This window comes from Fontisphaera persica (genome assembly GCF_024832785.1).
GTDB lineage: Bacteria > Verrucomicrobiota > Verrucomicrobiia > Limisphaerales > Fontisphaeraceae > Fontisphaera > Fontisphaera persica.
On record NZ_CP116615.1, the window covers coordinates 817280 to 835754 of the forward strand.

Genomic DNA, 18475 nt, shown 5'->3' on the forward strand with positions numbered 1-18475 from the left:
TTCCGCCGCCCAAGCCGGGTCTAATCCAATGTCTGCCGCTCCACCAACGGCGGCGGCAAAGCCTCGAGAAAAGAAGAGGGGGGCTGATACTCCGCTCCATACCGCGCCAGGTGCATCTCCGGATAACACAGGTACAGATACCGCCGGGCGCGCGTCACCGCCACGTAGAACAACCGATATTCCTCATCCAATCCCCCCGGCGATTCCAGCGACCGCCTGCTGGGAAACATCCCTTCGCTTAACATGATGACAAACACCGCCTGCCATTCCAATCCCTTGGCCTGGTGAATGGACGACAGCACCAGCCGCGGCTTCTCCTCCGGCCCCGCGCCGGCGGGCGTCGCCTCCACCTCCAGATTCGTCAACAGCGCCATCTGCGTCAAAAACTCCTCCAACGTCCCAAACTTCTCCGCGTAATCCGCCAGTTGCTCCAAATCCTCGCGCCGGTTGGCCGCCTTGGGGTAGTTCTCGGCCAGGTAATTCTCGTAGCCCGTCTTCATGATGGTCCGGATTAGGTGTGCGGGGCCTTCGTTCAGGGCCTCGGGCGCCGTCAGCGTGCGCACCACCTCCAGGAAATCCACCCAGGCCGTGGCGCCCCGGGACGGAACCAGCTTGGAACACGCCGCCAGCGATGCGGCCACCTGTGCCGGCGCGGCCGATTCCCCCGCCTGTTGCGTCCAATGCCCGTGAAAGGCCAGCCAGAGTTTTTCCGCCGCCTTCTCGCCAATGCCGGGCAGCATGAGCGCCAGCCGCTTGAAACTGGTTTCATCGCGGGGATTGAAAATCAGGCGCAGAAAGGCCAGCACATCCTTGATGTGCGCCTGTTCAAAAATGCGCAAACCGCTCGTGATGACAAACGGCAGTTGCGCGCGCGTCAGCTCAAGCTGCAATTCCAGTGAATGAAAATGCGACCGGTACAACACCGCTATCTCATTCAAGGGCATCCCCTCGGCCAGCAGCTCCCGGATTTGATGGGCCACATACGCCGCCTGCTGCTGGCTGTCCAGGCAGGCCACCACCGCCGGTTTGGGGCCGTCGGGCTGCACTGCCCGCAATTGCTTGCGAAAATTCTCCGGCTGCCCCGCCATGATGGCATTGGCCAGCGCCAGAATCTGCGGGCTGCTCCGGTAATTATACTCAATCTTGTAGATGCGGGCATCCGGGTAACGCTGGGGAAACTCCAGGATGTTCCGGTATTCCGCCCCCCGCCAGGCATAAATGCTCTGCGCGTCGTCTCCCACCACCATCAGGTTGCGATGCCGCGCCGCCAGCAGGTCCACCAATTCGCATTGCAGCCGGTTGGTGTCCTGATACTCGTCCACCAATATGAACTGAAAACGCCGCTGGTAATGCTCCCGCAACGCCTCATGCCCCTTCAACATTTCCAGCCACTGCACCAGCAAATCATCAAAATCCATCACATTGGCCGCCTGCTTCCGCTTGGCGTAAATCTGAGCAACGCGCTCCGCTGTCGCCAGCACATGCGGCGCCTGGCCCCATTCCGGCCGCCGTTTCATCTGCTCGACCAGCGTCGTCCGCGTATTCGCCGCCAGCGACAGCAAATCCGCCAGCGCCTCCGGCTTCGGAAAATGTTTGCCGCGCGCCTCCACCTTGGCCTCCCCCAGGCAGGTCTTCAGCAATCGCACCGCGTCATCCCGGTCCAAAATCGTGAAATCCGGACGGTAGCCCACCTGCTCCGCATGCCGCCGCAAAATCCGCGCTCCCACCGAATGAAACGTGCCGCCCCACAAACCCGCTTGCTGCGCCCCCGCCAGCGCAGCGGCCCGCCGCATCATCTCCCCCGCCGCCTTGTTGGTGAAGGTCAGCAGCAGAATGCGATGCGCCGGCACGCCCTGCTCCAGAAGATAAGCCACCCGATACGTGAGCGTGCGCGTCTTGCCGCTGCCCGCTCCCGCCAGCACCAGCGCCGGGCCGGGCGCCGCCGTCACCGCCGCCAGTTGCTGCGGATTCAACTCCTCCGCGTAACGGTGGCGCAGCGATTCCAGCGGGCGGAAACATGCGTTATCGGACGCTTCGCTCATAATTGGCCATCACCCTTCAGCGAACGCCTCCCGGCGCCGCTCCTCACCCCAGTCCCACCCACCCAGCGCCCATCTTGACGCTGTTCACCGCCAAATAGGCCAGCCAGGCAAACAACGGCCGTATGTTGATGAGGATTAAGATGAAAATCCATCCCATCTGGCTCAGCCGCAAATACGTCTCCTCCTTCATCCCAATGATGGAATGCAAGGCGTTGCCTCCATCCAGCGGCGGCACCGGCAGCAGGTTGAAGAAAAACAAAAACATGCTCAGAATCGCCAGGTCCAGACAGAACTTCACCGCCTCCGGCTGTTCCGCCCATGCTGCCCCCCGGGCGACCAGCAGCACCAGCGCCGTCAAGACCACATTCATCGCCGGCCCCGCCAGCGTAATCCACAGGCTTTGCCGCCGCCGTTGAGTCAGATTGTTCAAGTCCACCATTACCGGCTTGCCCCACCCAAACAAAAATCCCCCAAACGACTTGTCAAAGGCATTGGCCAGGATGAAAAACAACGGCAGAATCACCGTGCCAAAGGTGTCCAGATGCGCCAGCGGATTCAGCGTCACCCGCCCTTGCTCCCGTTGCGACACATCGCCCATGCGCAACGCCATCCACGCGTGCCCAAACTCGTGAAAAGTCACGATCACCACCAGGCAGATGTACATCAGCAAACCGTCAATAAGTGCCTGCGTATCCATCGGCCCCAGAAATTAACGGCGCCCCGCCCACGCGTCGAGGGCAGAATCATTCCCCACCTTCGCCACAGAAAATTTGAACGTGACTGCGCCGGCCAGCGTCCTATACTTTGTAATACAAAGTAAAACTTGCCGCTGTTTTTATGCAAATTATTCGAGCCGCCGCTCTCGGCATGTGTTTCGGCGTCAAAGACGCCATCGCGCTGGCCCGCCAGAAGGCCAGCCGCGGACCCGTGACCATCCTCGGGGACCTGGTCCACAACGAAACCGTCATGGACGAGCTGCGCTCCGCCGGTGTGCAGGTGGTCAATCAACTCGAAGCCGTCGCCACCCCGGAAGTCCTCATCACGGCCCACGGCGCCGCCCGCAAAACCATCGCCCAGGCCCAGGCGCGCGGATTCTCCGTCACCGAGGCCACCTGCCCCCTCGTGCACCACGCGCATCGCGCCCTCCAGCAACTGGTGGCCCAAGGCTGTTACCCCGTGGTGGTGGGCCAGCGCCATCACGTGGAAGTGCGCGGCATGACCGGAGACCTCGCGGAATACTCCGTCATCCTGCACCCGGACGACCTCGCCGCAGTACCAGAACGCCCTCGCTATGGCGTCGTCGCCCAAACCACCCAGCCCGTCGAGCGCGTCCAACAACTGGTGGCCCTCCTCCGCCAACATTTCCCCCACGCCGAAGTGCGGTGGGTGGACACCGTTTGCCGCCCCACCAAACAACGCCAGCAGGCCGCCCGCGAATTGGCCCGACAATCAGACGTCGTCATTGTCATTGGCGGCGCCCACAGCAACAACACCCGCGAGCTGGCCGCCACTTGTGCCCAATACTGCCCCCGTGTCCACCACGTCCAGGGGCCGGACGATTTGCACCCCGCCTGGCTGCAGGGCGCCCGCGTGGTCGGCATCACCGCCGGCACCTCCACGCCCGACGAAATCATTGACGCCGTGGAAGCCCGCCTGCGCGAGTGGTCCCAGCCCCAGGCCCCCGCGCTCGCACCCGCCAGCCACCCCGGCGAACTCTGTTTGGCCCGGGCTTGAAGCTTGCCCCTCCGCCCGGCGGAGCCAGGGGGGTCGCCGCGTTCATACCACCGCCCGGCGGCGACCGCGCACCTCCCACCCGCGCAGCCCGGCCGCGCGGGCATCGTCCTGCGCTTGCCGGTATTCCGCGGCGGTGATGGGCCGCGTGAGCTCGGGATACAGTTGCGCCCCCTGGGCCGTCGCCACCCGGCCCGCCGGATGGTATTGAGCCATGAGATTCAAGCAGGTGTGCGGGCTGATTTCCCGGCGGAGCCATTCCGCCAACGCCCGCGTCCCGGCAAGCTGCTGCGGCATCACCAAATGCCGCACCAGCAACCCCCGCCGCGCCAGGCCCTGCTCATCCACCACCAAATCCCCCACCTGCCGGTGCATTTCCTTCAACGCCGCGCGGGCCACCTCCGGATAATCCGGCGCCTGCGCCAGGCGCTCCGCCACGGCCGGCTCCCAAAACTTGAAGTCGGGCAGGTAAATATCCACCACGCCCTCAAACCACCGCAGCGTTTCCACATCATCATAACCACTGGAATTATAAACTATCGGCAACCTCAACCCCCGCTCCGCCGCCCGCGCCAGTCCCTCCAACAACTGCGGCGCCACATGCGACGGCGTCACCCAGTTGATGTTGTGGCATCCCGCCGCCTGCAGCTCGAGCATCAACCCCGCCAGCTCCTCGGCCGTCACCGCCGCCCCCGCCCGGGCATCATGGCTGATGTCATCATTCTGGCAAAAAACACAGCGCAGGTTGCAACCGCTGAAAAAAATCGTGCCCGACCCCCGCCAGCCCCGCAGGCAATCCTCCTCCCCCAGATGCGGAAATGCCGAGGATACCACCGCCTGCCGGCCCACCCCGCAACGCCCCCGTTCATCGGCCAGCCGGTTCACCCCGCACCCCCGCGGACACAACCGGCACGCCGCCAGCGCCGCGCGCGCCCTCTGTGCGCGCTCTTGCAGCTCCCCGCTTCGCGCCAGGGCCACGTAAGACGGGACCTCTGGAAAGGGACGGCTCATCGCCCCCATAACTTACCCGATTCACCCCCCGCCCGCCAAGCCGCCGCCGGCCGGACATCCGGCGACGTCCCAATGCGTGCACACCCCAAAAAATATCGGCAAATTACAAAAAACGGAACCAGTGACAGTAAATGTCATCGGTGCCCTGTTAGATTGCCCCACGCTATGAAAACTGAAAACTTCTCGCACGAGCACGAAGGCCCGGAAATTGCCCAATTCCTGCAACACCTGCGCTTGGGTACACCCCAACAACTGGGAGCCATGACCGTCATCCCCCTGCTGGACGGCGACGGCGGCGCCCTGCATTACCTCACCCTCAACCAGGCCATGCGCCAGGGCAAATTAACCATCCGCGAAGTCTCCGAACACGGCAGCGTCCCACACCTCCTCGCCGAAAATCAGGCGGACCTCCCCGTCCTGCTCCTGGACGGCGAGCAATTGAGCGGCGCCAAGCAGAACCGCGTCTTGAACACCTCCCTCCTCATCAAGGAGCGCACCACCGTCCAAATCCCCGTGAGCTGCGTCGAGGCCGGCCGCTGGAATTACCAATCCAAGACCTTTTTCAACGAAGACATCATCATGGCCCAAAAGGCTCGCGCCAAAAAACTCCGCTCTGTGACCCAGAACCTGGATAAAAAGAAACAATTCCAGTCCGACCAGGGCGAAGTCTGGCACGACGTCCATCAATTCTTGCATATGAAATACTGCCTGCATTCACCCACCTCGGACATGAGCCATGCCTTCAAACAATACCAGCCCGATTTGGAGCATTACGCCGACACCTTCACCTGCCAGCCCCAGCAGGTCGGCGTCGTCGTCTTCTTCAAAAATCGCGTCGCCGGTTGCGATGCCCTCTCGCGCCCGGACACCTATGCCACCGTCCACGCCAAGCTCATCAAAAGTTACGCCGTCGAATTCCTCTTCGATCGCGGCGAGGCCAACCTCCAGCCCGAAGCCGCCCTCCCGGCCGCGCGCGAATTCCTCAACCGCCTCGCCAGCAGCCCCACTAAACGCTATCCAGCCTCCGCCGGCCTGGGCGAATCATTGCGCCTTCCCGACCCCAACCTCCCCGGCGCCGCCCTCGTGCACGAAGGCCAGGTCATTCACCTCACCGCCCTCAATCCCAACGCCGACGGCAGGTCCGACACCCCGCCAGAACCACGCCGCCGCTATTTGTACTAATCACCAAACCCAGGCCTAAACCCCAAACTCCTATGCATAACCTGAACTCCGACCTCTGCGTCAACCTCTGGTATTACCTCGACGCCCAGACCGGCTTGGTCTTCCTCGTCTCCGGCCGCGTCTATGCCTTGAAGGGCTCCCACGCGCAAAAACGCCGCCTCCTGGGAATCCTGGCGGAAACCGATTTCCGCACCGCCCCCACCTTTCCGCTGCCGGCGGACCTCAACCTCGCGGAAACCGGCTTGGACGCCGGCGAAGGACTGCTGCTGCCCGAAATGGTGGACCTCTTCCATGCCGAAGTCTTTGCCCCCGTCTGGGAACATCTATGGTCAAACCTCGCCACCCTCGGCGCAGCTCTGGAACCGGCCTTGGGCTGGACATGGCCCGTCCCAGGCTGCCACCTCTGCCTCACCACCTGCATCATCGAATACGAAGATGGACGCCTCGAACCCCTCGTCATGCCCATGTCCCATCCGGCCGTACGCTGAGTATCATGGGCCTCAAAGCGTCCAATTCCCTGTCCGTTTGCCTCAGGGGGCCGACTTCCACGTCGGCCCCCACTTTATTAAAAAATTTTTTTCCAGGTCACGAGCCAAAAACCCCCAAAAAGGGGGGGCTCGTGACCTAAGTCATAAACCATTGATGGAGAATAAGATGCTCATACTTGAGAAAATCTGTATCGTTAAAGAAGCAAACGGCGTGCCAACACAAAAATGGCCTCGTGACCTGGAAAACACTTGCGCCCTTGCGCCACAATGGGTTACAAAGGTGCTGTCGGGAACGCGGTGAATGCCGAAAGGCAATGGAGACTCTTTAGCCCGTCTATATATTTTAGAAGGGCCATGATGCGTCGGGAACGCGGTGAATGCCGAAAGGCAATGGAGACACTGAGCCCTTCCACATATTGTAGAAGGGCCATGACCCGTCGGGAACGCGGTGAATGCCGAAAGGCAATGGAGACCCCGCGGTGGACGCGCCGAACCAAAGGCCAAATCGGGTCGGTCGGGAACGCGGTGAATGCCGAAAGGCAATGGAGACCACTGAGCCCTTCTATATACTTTAGAAGGGCTTCGACCCTGTCGGGAACGCGGTGAATGCCGAAAGGCAATGGAGACATTTGCCCTTGCCCTTCTTGACTTCGGCGGCGGTAACTTGGTCGGGAACGCGGTGAATGCCGAAAGGCAATGGAGACCAAAAACGCAGGAGACTAATCCGCCAATTGGCGGATAGTCGGGAACGCGGTGAATGCCGAAAGGCAATGGAGACATTAAGCTGGCGGTATCTTCCGCCAGCTGCTGGACTTCTTCGTCGGGAACGCGGTGAATGCCGAAAGGCAATGGAGACTCAAGCCCCCTCTTTTCAAAGAGGGGCACATTAACCAGCGTCGGGAACGCGGTGAATGCCGAAAGGCAATGGAGACCAACTCTGGAAAGTCATGCGTTGTGGGCTGCAAAAACCTGGTCGGGAACGCGGTGAATGCCGAAAGGCAATGGAGACGGGACGTTGATGAAGCCGCCAGTCGGCTTCATCCCGGGTCGGGAACGCGGTGAATGCCGAAAGGCAATGGAGACAACTTGCCGCCGAAGGCGCCATTGCTCCAGGCCATCCCTGTCGGGAACGCGGTGAATGCCGAAAGGCAATGGAGACCTGTGTAGGCAAGGGCGACTATTTCTTGCCCTTGCCCTGTCGGGAACGCGGTGAATGCCGAAAGGCAATGGAGACCAATTGGCGGCTAGCTGGACGTTGGCCAGACGCCCGCGTCGGGAACGCGGTGAATGCCGAAAGGCAATGGAGACCTTTAATATGACCCAAATGCACCGGACGGCCTCACCGTCTTGTCGGGAACGCGGTGAATGCCGAAAGGCAATGGAGACTGTTCAGCACGTGCCAAAGGCAACGCACTGCGTGCCCGTGTCGGGAACGCGGTGAATGCCGAAAGGCAATGGAGACTGGATTTTCACCTCGACCCCTGCGGCCTGCGCCAACCTTGTCGGGAACGCGGTGAATGCCGAAAGGCAATGGAGACCGGCCGCCGACAGACGCTCGGCGGCGCAGGCGAAGTCGGGAACGCGGTGAATGCCGAAAGGCAATGGAGACGCTCGGCGGCGCACGCAAAACGCAGTAAGCTTATCCGCCAAGTCGGGAACGCGGTGAATGCCGAAAGGCAATGGAGACCCCCATCTTTTCATAGAAGGGGACATTGATAAACATCTCGGTCGGGAACGCGGTGAATGCCGAAAGGCAATGGAGACACCGCGTGCCCGTCATGGCCTTCGAGGCCCCTTTTCTCGAGTCGGGAACGCGGTGAATGCCGAAAGGCAATGGAGACGGGATTTCTCCCCGCAGCATCTGCTCATTCAACCCCATAGGTCGGGAACGCGGTGAATGCCGAAAGGCAATGGAGACCTGCGGCCGCCGACAGCCGTTCGGCGGCGCAGGCGAACGTCGGGAACGCGGTGAATGCCGAAAGGCAATGGAGACCTTCTATATATTTTAGAAGGGCTTGGACTCTTTCGTGCTTGTCGGGAACGCGGTGAATGCCGAAAGGCAATGGAGACGCCGAACCCACTCCGACAAAGCTGAGTCCTCTACTGAGGGGTCGGGAACGCGGTGAATGCCGAAAGGCAATGGAGACAAGGCAAGGGAGACTGGTTATTTGCCCTTGCCCTTGACCGTCGGGAACGCGGTGAATGCCGAAAGGCAATGGAGACCCCTGGCGCTATTTACCTCACTTGTGGTCAGCCGACGTCGGGAACGCGGTGAATGCCGAAAGGCAATGGAGACCACGCATCATCTGCTCATTTAGACTTCCCATAGTCCGGTCGGGAACGCGGTGAATGCCGAAAGGCAATGGAGACGGAGGAGTCCTCATTTGAGGACTCAGCTGTGCTGAATGCCTGTCGGGAACGCGGTGAATGCCGAAAGGCAATGGAGACATTCCCGCCATCAACCGCGCCAGGGCCTCCCTGGCGCTGTCGGGAACGCGGTGAATGCCGAAAGGCAATGGAGACACCGTGCCTAAAATCTAAGATTTTTTTCGGAAACGTCAAAGTCGGGAACGCGGTGAATGCCGAAAGGCAATGGAGACGCAACGGACTGCGTCACCGTAATTTCCTTCAAGGCCCCTCGTCGGGAACGCGGTGAATGCCGAAAGGCAATGGAGACGTGATAACCCACTGGGCTTCACTGTCGGCGGGGATGAGGTCGGGAACGCGGTGAATGCCGAAAGGCAATGGAGACAAACCCAATCATCGTGATGCCCAATGCAGCCACTGCATTGTCGGGAACGCGGTGAATGCCGAAAGGCAATGGAGACTTTGGTTCAGACCGGCTTTGTCCAAACCGTATTCATAGTCGGGAACGCGGTGAATGCCGAAAGGCAATGGAGACTCCAAACTGGTTAAGAACCATGCGTAAACACGTCGGGAACGCGGTGAATGCCGAAAGGCAATGGAGACAAAAACCACGCCAACGGCTCCCCCTCCCCCACCCCGCCGTTGTCGGGAACGCGGTGAATGCCGAAAGGCAATGGAGACTGGTTTGACCTGCGCCTGAACTACCTGCGCCAGGAAACGTCGGGAACGCGGTGAATGCCGAAAGGCAATGGAGACAACCGACCTTCTAACCATCATTTTACGCCTTTTTCCTCTGTCGGGAACGCGGTGAATGCCGAAAGGCAATGGAGACAGTTCGCCGTCAGAGGGGTGCTGACTAATCGCCCCCCAAGTCGGGAACGCGGTGAATGCCGAAAGGCAATGGAGACCCCATGCTCAATGAAGTTGAGCAGGGCTTCCACTCTTTCAGTCGGGAACGCGGTGAATGCCGAAAGGCAATGGAGACTAATAAATCCCACCCCCGAAATAAACCCGCGTAAAATGCGTCGGGAACGCGGTGAATGCCGAAAGGCAATGGAGACATTTTTAACACTGATTTGGTGTTGCTTCGTGAGCGCAGGGTCGGGAACGCGGTGAATGCCGAAAGGCAATGGAGACCGCTCGCCAAACAATTACCTAGTGGGGGTGTTGGGATTTCAGTCGGGAACGCGGTGAATGCCGAAAGGCAATGGAGACGCATCCGTCCCACTAATGACCCACAAAGCCTCCCCAGTCGGGAACGCGGTGAATGCCGAAAGGCAATGGAGACCCCTGCTTGAGACAGTAGGGGAGTGTTGCCTTTTTTCAAGGTCGGGAACGCGGTGAATGCCGAAAGGCAATGGAGACCGCCTTAATAAATCTGTATAAGGCTTCCAGGTGCTCCGAAGTCGGGAACGCGGTGAATGCCGAAAGGCAATGGAGACCCGCCATTGTTCTAGGGCATCCCTGCAGACCGCAGGGAGTCGGGAACGCGGTGAATGCCGAAAGGCAATGGAGACAGATGGCGGCCAGAGTTAGCAGTTGATGAGGGGTGAGGGTGGGTCGGGAACGCGGTGAATGCCGAAAGGCAATGGAGACGGAGCATCGCCTAAGATAACGAGATATTCCCACCTCGAAGTCGGGAACGCGGTGAATGCCGAAAGGCAATGGAGACGGGACCCAGTTTGGGTCCTCCAACTTTTTTGCTAGGTTTTGTCGGGAATGCGGTGAATGCCGAAAGGCAATGGAGACGACGCGCCATTTCGAGCCGTCGGCCCGGATGACGTACTGTCGGGAATGCGGTGAATGCCGAAAGGCAATGGCGACCGGAAAAGGACAAACCCCGCCATCCGCTTGGCCTCGGCGTCGGGAACGCGGTGAATGCCGAAAGGCAATGGCGACCATTTTGCCGCATGAGACTGGTGCTGCGAATCAGGGTTGGTCGGGAACGCGGTGAATGCCGAAAGGCAATGGCGACAACACGACCCAGAGCAAGAGAAGTGTACATCGGTTGTGAGTCGGGAACGCGGTGAATGCCGAAAGGCAATGGCGACAAGCGTCCGCCGAAACGCGGCGCGGCATCCGTGCCCGTGTCGGGAACGCGGTGAATGCAGAAAGGCAATGGCGACCAAAGCATGGACGAAAAGGCTTTGTCACTGCGGGACATGAAGTCGGGAACGCGGTGAATGCCGAAAGGCGGAGAAGTGTTCAGTGTGCAGTTGGCAGTGTTCAGTAGGGATTGGTAGTCGGCGGCGCTGGGAGAAGGGGAGCCGTGGAGAAGTTTCAAGTTTCAAGTTTCAAGTTGGAAGCGGCAGCCCCTTCCCCCTCGCTTAAGGCAACCGGAAGGACTGAACACTGAAAACTGAACACTCCCCCAAACGCCGCCAGGCGTGAAGGGGCAAACTCCCCTCCGCAGGAGGGGCAGTGAATGCCGAAAGGCGGAGAAGTGTTCAGTGTTCAGTTGGCAGTGTTCAGTAGGGATTGGTAGTCGGCGGCGCTGGGAGAAGGGGAGCCGTGGAGAAGTTTCAAGTTTCAAGTTTCAAGTTGGAAGCGGCAGCCCCTTCCCCCTCGCTTAAGGCAACCGGAAGGACTGAACACTGAAAACTGAACACTCCCCCAAACGCCGCCAGGCGTGAAGGGGCAAACTCCCCTCCGCAGGAGGGGCAGTGAATGCCGAAAGGCGGAGAAGTGTTCAGTGTTCAGTTGGCAGTGTTCAGTAGGGAAGGGTTGTCGGTGGCGTTAGGGGAAGGGGAGCCGTAGGGAAGTTTCAAGTTTGAAGTTTCAAGTTTGAAGCGGCAGCCCCTTCTCCTTCGCCTAAGGCAACCGGAAGGTCTGAATACTGAACACTGAAAACTGAACACTCCCCCGCACGCCGTCAGGCGTGCAGGGGCAAACTCCCCTCCGCAGGAGGGGAACGACTGAACACCAGCAAATTCTTCTACAGCATCATCCTTGTCAGGCTGGCCTGCTTGCGCCACGATACCGTCATGCAACAGAAACTCCTGAGTGGGTGGGCAATCCTGCTTCTGCTTGGCGCCTTGGGTGCTGCTTGTTGGAGCACGGCCCAAACCGCGGCCCGCACCTATCGCAACCCCATCATCAACCGCATGGGGCCGGCGGACCCCCATGTCATCCGGTATCAAGGCAAGTACTACCTTTACCCCACCACCGACAGCCGCGGCTATGAAGTCTATATTTCCACCAACCTGGTGGATTGGGAACTGCACCCCAAAAAAGTGTTTGAGGACGCCCGCGGCGGGGTATGGGCCCCGGACGTCTGGCACAACGCCAAAGGAGACGGCAAATTCTACCTCTACTACACCGTCGGGCGTGGCACCAAATACATCGGCGTGGCCGTGGCCGATGGGCCGCTGGGGCCGTTTGTGGATAAAGGCCTGCTGGCCACCAATGCCATTGACGCCCACCTTTTCCAGGACGATGACGGCCGTCTTTACCTCTACTACGTCAACCTCGCGGGCGGCTTCAAGATTCTGGTCACCCGCATGAAAGACCCTTTAACGCGCGAGGGCGAGGCGGTGGAAGTCATCCGGCCCACCGACGCCTGGGAGAAAGCCAGCGGGCAGGTGACCGAAGGACCCTTTGTTTTGAAGCGCAACGGCGTTTATTACTTGATGTATTCCGGCAGCGGAGCGGATTCACCCTTTTATGCGGTGGGCTATGCCACGGCCCAATCGCCCCTGGGCCCCTTCACCAAATATCCGGGCAACCCCATTGCCCAACGTGGCGGCAACGTCCTGGGGCCGGGCCATCATTGCGTCATTGCGGCGCCGAACGGCAAGCTGTGGATGGTCTATCACCAGAAGGCCAGCACCAACATCGGCTGGGACCGCTTCCTCGCCATTGACCCCCTGTGGTTTGACTCCCAAGGCGTCCTCCATGTCAAAACCACTCGCGGCACAGATGAACCCGCGCCTTGAGCGTGGGCATTCCCGTTTTACCTCCGGTCAGGGCTTGTCCGGCGGCCCCAGATACGGCTCCACCAGCTTTTTCCAGAGCGCGTACCCTTTCTCGTTCATGTGCAGGCGGTCCTCCACAAAAATATCCGGCAACGGTTGCCCATCCGGGCCAAGCATGTGCGAGAACACGTCAATGAACTCCAGCCGCGAATCCGTCTGGGTGAATTCCCGAATGAGCCGGTTGGCCTCCCGCACCCGCTCCACCTGCGCCCACCGCGCCGGATTGGGGGCGATGGAAAGGTAGGCGATTCGCGTTTGCGGCAGGCGCTGGTGAACTTTTTGCACAAAGGCCCGGAAATCCGCCGCCACCTGCTCGGCGGATTTGCCTGCATTTATATCGTTGCCTCCGGCATACATGATGATTTTGCGCGGCGCGTAGGGAAACACGATGCGCTCGGCAAAATGCACCGAGTCCGCAATCTGTGAACCGCCAAACCCCCGATTCAACACGTGATGACGCGGATAATCCCGCGCCAGCGTTTTCCAGAGCCGGATGCTGGAGCTGCCAATGAACAGAATGCCCCGGGCGGGCGGCGGATTGGTCCGGTCCGCCGCCTCAAAGGCCGCAATCTCCTTCTCCCACCGCGCAAAATCATTGGTGGCCGACGGGGCCGTGAGTGGAGCCAGCAACAGGCACCACCCCAGCCATGCCATCCCCAGCCAGGGAGAATACCTCAGGCACTGTTTTTTCATGCAACGACGCGGCCTCACCCCGCCCACCTCGTGGGCCGGGCCTGCCGCCTAAATTATTTCGGCAGCGCCGTGGTGATTTCCCGCAACGTTACCCCCAACGTGGCCCGCGCCACAAGGTCCAAATCGTGCTCCGGGCCGCTCAAGTGCACCGTGGTGTGCACGTGCCGCAGGCTGCCTTGGGGCTTGAGCGCGGCGGCGGGCGAGGAGGACTCCAGCTCGTAAAACGGCCCCAGCGGCTTGCCGCCGTTCACGGGCCCATCATTGTAACTGTTGGCCACGTCGCCGTTGAACGGGTCGTCCTGCAATTTCCACAACGAATTGACGTAATCCGTGACCCCCTTGGGCTGCGTGTAATAGGCCAGCGTCAAAACCTTGTGGGCCGCGTCGTAACTGCCCAGCAGCCCGCGGCTGCGCTTGGGGCCGATGCCAATTTTGCTGCGATATTGGCCGTCGCCTTTGAAGAAAATCACACTGTCCTTGACCACCAGCCGCTCCGGCGGCACCTGGCCAAAGTAATCGGCCGTCACTTTCTTGCCCAGCACCGCGTCATCGCCCGCCACAATCGGAACGACAATGGTCGTCTGCGGCGAGGGATTGAACATGCCCAGAATCCAAATCGAAACCAGGCCGGTGGCTTTCGTCCACGGCTGCTTGCCGGCGTTGGTGATTTTGTTGTCCGACTCAAACGCCACCATCTTCAAGGAGGGCAGGGCAGGCAGCCCGATTTTGCGCCACGCCGCCGCTGGGGCCAGCAGGCGCACGGTGCGGTCCACTTTGACGTGAAACACTGTGCCGGAATAATTGGTCAGCGTGAACTCCCGCGCAAACGTCGCGGCGCTGGCGCTTTTCTTCACCAGAAAAAACGGCTCGGTGTCCAGGCAGGCCGGCGTAAACCAGTGCTCAAAGTCAAACGGCACGCCCTTGGCGAAGAAAATGGAAAACTGGCCTCCCTCTGGCCCCATCCAGAAACGGTCCTCGCCCCCAAAAACGTTGATGTGCGGCTGCAGTTGGCGCGAGGCAATCAACTCGCGGTTAATCCATCCATAGCTCAGCCCGCCATCCCCCTGCGCGGTGCTGGTCATGATGCGGCCTTGGTAGGCTGGGGCCAGCGCCACTTTGGCCTGCCCGGAGGCATCAGACAATTCGATGACCTCCGTGTATTTTTTGAGAAAGCCCACATCGTCGGCAAACGTTGCTCCACTGGCCGAATGAGCGAGACCCAGGCTGGCGCCAAGCGTCGTCATAAGCAAAGAGATGTTGCGCAACACATTCGTGTTCATAGGTTGGTTTGTTTGAATGCTTTCACCCACGCCGCAGCTTAAAAGGCGCGCGGGCATTTGACAAAAGAAAAGTATCTCTTACCGCCGCCGCCCGCCCCCACCCTCCCGCTCCTCCACGGCCACATACCGATATGGCTGGGACAGGGGAAAGGCATTCGGCCAGTGCCGGATGACCGCCGGGCCCTCAGCAGGCAGCAACACCTCCACCACATCAAAGCGGAATTTGACCCGCGGACGTCCCAGGCTGTTGAGATAAGCCAGCGCGGCACGGGAAACACGGCGGCGTTTTTGCGAATCCACCGCCGCCGCCGGGCGCTGCCAGCGCTCATCCGTGCGGGTTTTCACCTCCACAAACACCAGCACCTCCCGGTCGCGAAACACCAGGTCAATTTCCCCCTCCGGAACCCGGTAATTGGCCGCCAGCAACTTCCACCCCTGTTTGCCCAGATAATCCCGTGCTGCCCGTTCTCCCGCCGTGCCTCGTTGCAGGTGTTCAGCGGAGGGAGCCCGGCCTGTGGGCCCTCCCAGGAATTGCTGAAGCCAGCGCCACATGCCCTAAAACAACTCGGGTTGACTGCCCTGGCTCAGCGGCGCAAAGGAGCGCCGATGCAAAGGGCAGGGGCCGTGCTCCGCCAGCGCCTGCAGATGTTGCGCCGTGCCATAGCCCTTGTGCACCGCAAAACCATATTGCGGAAACTGCGGGTCCAGCTCGTTCATGAGATGATCGCGGGTCACTTTGGCCACGATGCTGGCGGCGGCAATGGAATAACTCAGGCTGTCCCCCTTGACCAGGGCGGTTTGTTGCGGCCCCAGCACGGGCACCGGCCGTCCGTCCACCAACACATGGTCCGGCGGCGGTTGCAGGCTTTCCACCGCCCGGCGCATGGCCAGATGCGTGGCTTTGAGAATGTTCAACTGGTCCACCAGCTCCGCTTCCACCAATGCCACCGCATGAAGCACCCCCGGCGTTTCCGTCAGCAGCGCAAAATAACGCTCGCGTTGGGCGGGCGAGAGTTGTTTGGAGTCATTCAAACCCTTCAAGGCCGCGGGCATGCCCTCCCGTATCCAGGCCTCAGGCAGGATGACTGCCGCCGCCACCACCGGCCCGGCCAGCGCGCCCCGGCCGGCTTCATCCACGCCAGCCAGCCGGTGACAGCCGCCGTTGAATAATCGGCGCTCGTGGGCAAAGCGGTCGGCCATGTTAGCGCTTTTTCAAGGCAGGCAGCTCCACCTTCCACGCCTGCCCAATGGGGAATCCCAAAAACCGGTCCGCCAGCGCCTCAAATTGCTCCGGCGCATCTGTCACGTAGGGGTAGATGCGCCCCGGACGTGTTTGCTGCGTTTGCAGCAGACCCTCCGCCGCCAGCCGCTGGCTGACCAGCTCCGCGCAGGATTCAGCGGAATCCACCAGCACCACCCGCGGGCCGGCAATGCGGCGGATGAGATGCTTGATGAGCGGGTAATGCGTGCAGCCCAGAATGAGCGTGTCAATTTTCTCCTTCAACAGCGGCGCCAGATACACGCGCAACACTTCCGCCGTAATGCGGTGGGTCGTCCAGCCCTCTTCAATCAACGGCACCAGCAGGGGGCAGGCTTTGGCGTACACCCGCGCCTTCTTGTCCAGCTCGGCAATGGCCACTTGATAGGCCCGGCTGCGGATGGTGGCGGCGGTGGCAATCACCCCAATGCGTTGGTTGCGCGTTTTTTCCACGGCCGCCCGCGCGCCCGGGTGAATCACCCCAAACACCGGCACCTTGAACTGCTCTTCCAGCACATTCAGCGCCCACGCCGACGCGGTATTGCAGGCCACCACCACGCACTTGACCTTTTGGCGCTCCAGAAAAAGGGCATCCTCGCACGCAAACCGTATCACCGTTTCCGGCGACTTCGTGCCATAGGGCACGCGGGCGGTGTCGCCCAGATAGACAATATCCTCCCGGGGCAGGGCCTGATGAAAAGCGCGCACCACCGTCAGCCCCCCCAGGCCTGAATCAAAAATGCCAATGGGGCGTGCAGTCCGGCGGCTCATGGGGTTTCAATGGCTTTCTTGTAGGCCAGAATGCCGCTGGCAATCGCTTCGGCCATTTTCTTGCGGTGCGTGGCATCCGCAATGCGCGCCATGTCGGCCGGATTGGACATGAAGCCGCCTTCCACCAGAATGGCGGGCATGCTGCTGAAACGCAGCACCGCAAAACGGGCCCGCCGCACGCCCCGGTCCGGCAGCCCCAGTTGCTGCACCATCGCCTGCTGCACATGCCAGGCCAGCAGCACATTGTGGGCATCATAGGGGTTGGCCGGATACGCGCCGGTGTTGGCCCCCTCACCCCGGGCGTTGGTCGAGCTGGCTTTGGCCGGCGTCATGCAATAGGTCTCCAAACCCCGCACGGACGAGTCCCCCGCGGAATTGAAATGCAAACTCACCAGCAAATCCGCCTTCTGGCGCCGCGCAATTCCGGGGCGGTCGGCGGGGTCGTGGTAGGTATCGGTGCTCCGCAACAGCGTGGCCCGCAACCCCGCCGCCTTGAGCGCCTTCTGCAATTCCTCCGCCAACTGCAAGGTGTAGCGTTTCTCCTGAAACTTGCCCTCCAAATTGCCCGGGTCTTTGCCCCCGTGCCCCGCGTCTATGCAAATGGAGCGCACCGTGACTTTGGGACTCTTGACTGGATACAACAGAGGTTGCAAGACCGTGGCGGTGTCCAACACCGAAATGAAAAATTCATCCCCCCGTTTGGCCACCGGCACGGAAAGATGGACTTGTACGCCGCGGATTTCCGCCTGGCGCGAATCCGCCTTGAACACCAGCCGGCTCCAGCGGCTCGTAAGAATGACCGTATCCCCGTGGGTTTTCAGGTCATACTTGTAAGCCTCAGCCCACTGCGCCAGGCGCAGGTATTCGTTGCCATACAACTCGGTGCGTGGCAGGCGTGTCCATGCTTGGGGCAATGCGGGCGAGGCCATCCCTAAAAAGACGGCCCAAAACAGCGCCATGCCCAAACGGCCTTGCATGAGCGCACTCTGCCTTTGAACCCGGACGATTTCAAGGAGAAGCCGTCGCCACCACGGCAAAAGCGGCGGACCACCCGCCGCTTGGAGGCAAAGGTGCGGGTTTAGCGTGCCCAAACGCCGGCTCGAACGCCGCAGCCATCCCTCCGGCAAAGTCCCTCACGTCCGCCCCACGGGATGAAAAAACCTTGGTTTGCCCTGTTTTTCTAGCGTATAGTGGGGGCATGGTGCGTGTGGGCATTGGATACGATGTGCATCCCTTGGTGGCTGGGCGCCGTTGTGTGCTCGGGGGCGTGGAGATTCCTCATGCAAAGGGCCTGGCCGGACACTCCGATGCCGATGTCCTCATGCACGCAATTTGCGACGCTATTCTCGGCGCCCTCGGTCTGGGGGACATCGGCCAGTTTTTCCCCAACACCGACCCCCGCTGGAAAGATGCGCCCAGCCGCATCTTTCTGGCTGAGGCCGCGCGGCAGGTGACGGCGCGTGCAGGGCGGATTATTAATATTGATGCCACCCTCATTGCTCAGGCCCCCAAAGTGGGGCCGCACGTGGCCGCCATGAAAACCAACCTCGCCGCCGCCCTGGGGATGGCGCCCGAAGCCATTGGCATCAAGGCCACCACCAACGAAGGACTCGGGTTCATCGGGCGTGGTGAAGGTATCGCCGCCATGGCCGTGGCCGCCGTGGCTTTGCCGGATTGA

Annotated in this window: 14 protein-coding genes and 1 CRISPR repeat array; of the genes, 5 read left to right on the forward strand and 9 right to left on the reverse strand. The window is 60.9% G+C overall.

Annotated elements, in window-relative coordinates:
• Positions 1-20: 20 nt before the first annotated feature.
• Positions 21-2042 (reverse strand): ATP-dependent helicase, encoded by a 2022-nt coding sequence (locus NXS98_RS03080; RefSeq protein WP_283847000.1) that lies wholly within the window; start codon positions 2040-2042, stop codon positions 21-23.
• Between the two features lie 43 nt (positions 2043-2085).
• Complete coding sequence (locus NXS98_RS03085; protein WP_283847002.1) at positions 2086-2739, reverse strand: site-2 protease family protein; 654 nt, start codon at positions 2737-2739, stop codon at positions 2086-2088.
• 140 nt (positions 2740-2879) lie between these two features.
• On the opposite strand from NXS98_RS03085, the gene ispH reads away from it, so the two are divergent.
• Positions 2880-3776 carry a 4-hydroxy-3-methylbut-2-enyl diphosphate reductase gene (gene ispH, locus NXS98_RS03090; RefSeq protein WP_283847003.1) on the forward strand — a complete coding sequence of 299 codons (897 nt, stop codon included), beginning with the start codon at positions 2880-2882 and terminating at the stop codon, positions 3774-3776.
• 42 nt (positions 3777-3818) lie between these two features.
• On the opposite strand, the gene NXS98_RS03095 is transcribed toward ispH, so the two are convergent.
• Positions 3819-4784: a radical SAM protein gene (locus NXS98_RS03095; RefSeq protein WP_283847005.1), complete on the reverse strand. Its 966-nt coding sequence runs from the start codon at positions 4782-4784 to the stop codon at positions 3819-3821.
• A 165-nt stretch (positions 4785-4949) separates the two neighbouring features.
• Here NXS98_RS03095 and NXS98_RS03100 point away from each other — a divergent pair, with 165 nt between their 5' ends.
• From NXS98_RS03100 to NXS98_RS03110, 3 genes are all read left to right on the forward strand, one after another.
• Complete coding sequence (locus tag NXS98_RS03100; protein ID WP_283847006.1) at positions 4950-5966, forward strand: ARPP-1 family domain-containing protein; 1017 nt, start codon at positions 4950-4952, stop codon at positions 5964-5966.
• Positions 5967-5998: 32 nt separating this feature from the next.
• Positions 5999-6454 carry a hypothetical protein gene (locus tag NXS98_RS03105; protein WP_283847007.1) on the forward strand — a complete coding sequence of 152 codons (456 nt, stop codon included), beginning with the start codon at positions 5999-6001 and terminating at the stop codon, positions 6452-6454.
• Positions 6455-6739: 285 nt separating this feature from the next.
• Positions 6740-11025: a CRISPR direct-repeat array (repeat unit 37 nt; unit sequence GTCGGGAACGCGGTGAATGCCGAAAGGCAATGGAGAC).
• A gap of 831 nt (positions 11026-11856) precedes the next feature.
• The gene (locus NXS98_RS03110; RefSeq protein ID WP_283847008.1) at positions 11857-12756 is read left to right on the forward strand and encodes a glycoside hydrolase family 43 protein; all 900 of its coding nucleotides are present in this window, start codon (positions 11857-11859) and stop codon (positions 12754-12756) included.
• A 27-nt stretch (positions 12757-12783) separates the two neighbouring features.
• On the opposite strand, the gene NXS98_RS03115 is transcribed toward NXS98_RS03110, so the two are convergent.
• The 6 genes from NXS98_RS03115 to NXS98_RS03140 all read right to left on the reverse strand — a co-directional run bounded on the left by NXS98_RS03115 (position 12784) and on the right by NXS98_RS03140 (position 17774).
• The gene (locus tag NXS98_RS03115; protein WP_283847009.1) at positions 12784-13488 is read right to left on the reverse strand and encodes an SGNH/GDSL hydrolase family protein; all 705 of its coding nucleotides are present in this window, start codon (positions 13486-13488) and stop codon (positions 12784-12786) included.
• Positions 13489-13541: 53 nt separating this feature from the next.
• Positions 13542-14732: a DUF6786 family protein gene (locus NXS98_RS03120; protein WP_283847010.1), complete on the reverse strand. Its 1191-nt coding sequence runs from the start codon at positions 14730-14732 to the stop codon at positions 13542-13544.
• Between the two features lie 114 nt (positions 14733-14846).
• Positions 14847-15320: a YraN family protein gene (locus NXS98_RS03125; RefSeq protein ID WP_283847011.1), complete on the reverse strand. Its 474-nt coding sequence runs from the start codon at positions 15318-15320 to the stop codon at positions 14847-14849.
• Between the two features lie 3 nt (positions 15321-15323).
• On the reverse strand, positions 15324-15968 hold the full coding sequence (locus NXS98_RS03130; RefSeq protein ID WP_283847012.1) for a ribonuclease HII: 645 nt from the start codon (positions 15966-15968) through the stop codon (positions 15324-15326).
• Between the two features lies 1 nt (position 15969).
• Positions 15970-16797: a glutamate racemase gene (murI, locus tag NXS98_RS03135; RefSeq protein WP_283847013.1), complete on the reverse strand. Its 828-nt coding sequence runs from the start codon at positions 16795-16797 to the stop codon at positions 15970-15972.
• Complete coding sequence (locus NXS98_RS03140) at positions 16794-17774, reverse strand: N-acetylmuramoyl-L-alanine amidase family protein (protein ID WP_283847014.1); 981 nt, start codon at positions 17772-17774, stop codon at positions 16794-16796. Before NXS98_RS03140 ends, murI begins: the two co-directional genes overlap by 4 nt.
• Before the next feature lie 221 nt (positions 17775-17995).
• Between NXS98_RS03140 and ispF the strand changes: the two genes are divergently transcribed.
• A complete protein-coding gene (ispF, locus tag NXS98_RS03145; RefSeq protein ID WP_283847015.1) occupies positions 17996-18475 on the forward strand; it encodes a 2-C-methyl-D-erythritol 2,4-cyclodiphosphate synthase in 480 nt (159 codons plus the stop codon).

What these genes read in the sequence shown, in the direction of transcription:
- NXS98_RS03120 (WP_283847010.1), bottom strand. Translation starts at nt 14,732, where the DNA reads ATGACGACGCTTGGCGCCAGCCTGGGTCTCGCTCATTCGGCCAGTGGA.
- NXS98_RS03105 (WP_283847007.1), top strand. Translation starts at nt 5,999, where the DNA reads ATGCATAACCTGAACTCCGACCTCTGCGTCAACCTCTGGTATTACCTC.
- NXS98_RS03130 (WP_283847012.1), bottom strand. Translation starts at nt 15,968, where the DNA reads ATGGCCGACCGCTTTGCCCACGAGCGCCGATTATTCAACGGCGGCTGT.
- ispF (WP_283847015.1), top strand. Translation starts at nt 17,996, where the DNA reads ATGGTGCGTGTGGGCATTGGATACGATGTGCATCCCTTGGTGGCTGGG.
- NXS98_RS03115 (WP_283847009.1), bottom strand. Translation starts at nt 13,488, where the DNA reads ATGAAAAAACAGTGCCTGAGGTATTCTCCCTGGCTGGGGATGGCATGG.
- NXS98_RS03085 (WP_283847002.1), bottom strand. Translation starts at nt 2,739, where the DNA reads ATGGATACGCAGGCACTTATTGACGGTTTGCTGATGTACATCTGCCTG.
- NXS98_RS03140 (WP_283847014.1), bottom strand. Translation starts at nt 17,774, where the DNA reads ATGCAAGGCCGTTTGGGCATGGCGCTGTTTTGGGCCGTCTTTTTAGGG.
- NXS98_RS03095 (WP_283847005.1), bottom strand. Translation starts at nt 4,784, where the DNA reads ATGAGCCGTCCCTTTCCAGAGGTCCCGTCTTACGTGGCCCTGGCGCGA.
- NXS98_RS03100 (WP_283847006.1), top strand. Translation starts at nt 4,950, where the DNA reads ATGAAAACTGAAAACTTCTCGCACGAGCACGAAGGCCCGGAAATTGCC.
- murI (WP_283847013.1), bottom strand. Translation starts at nt 16,797, where the DNA reads ATGAGCCGCCGGACTGCACGCCCCATTGGCATTTTTGATTCAGGCCTG.
- NXS98_RS03125 (WP_283847011.1), bottom strand. Translation starts at nt 15,320, where the DNA reads ATGTGGCGCTGGCTTCAGCAATTCCTGGGAGGGCCCACAGGCCGGGCT.
- ispH (WP_283847003.1), top strand. Translation starts at nt 2,880, where the DNA reads ATGCAAATTATTCGAGCCGCCGCTCTCGGCATGTGTTTCGGCGTCAAA.
- NXS98_RS03080 (WP_283847000.1), bottom strand. Translation starts at nt 2,042, where the DNA reads ATGAGCGAAGCGTCCGATAACGCATGTTTCCGCCCGCTGGAATCGCTG.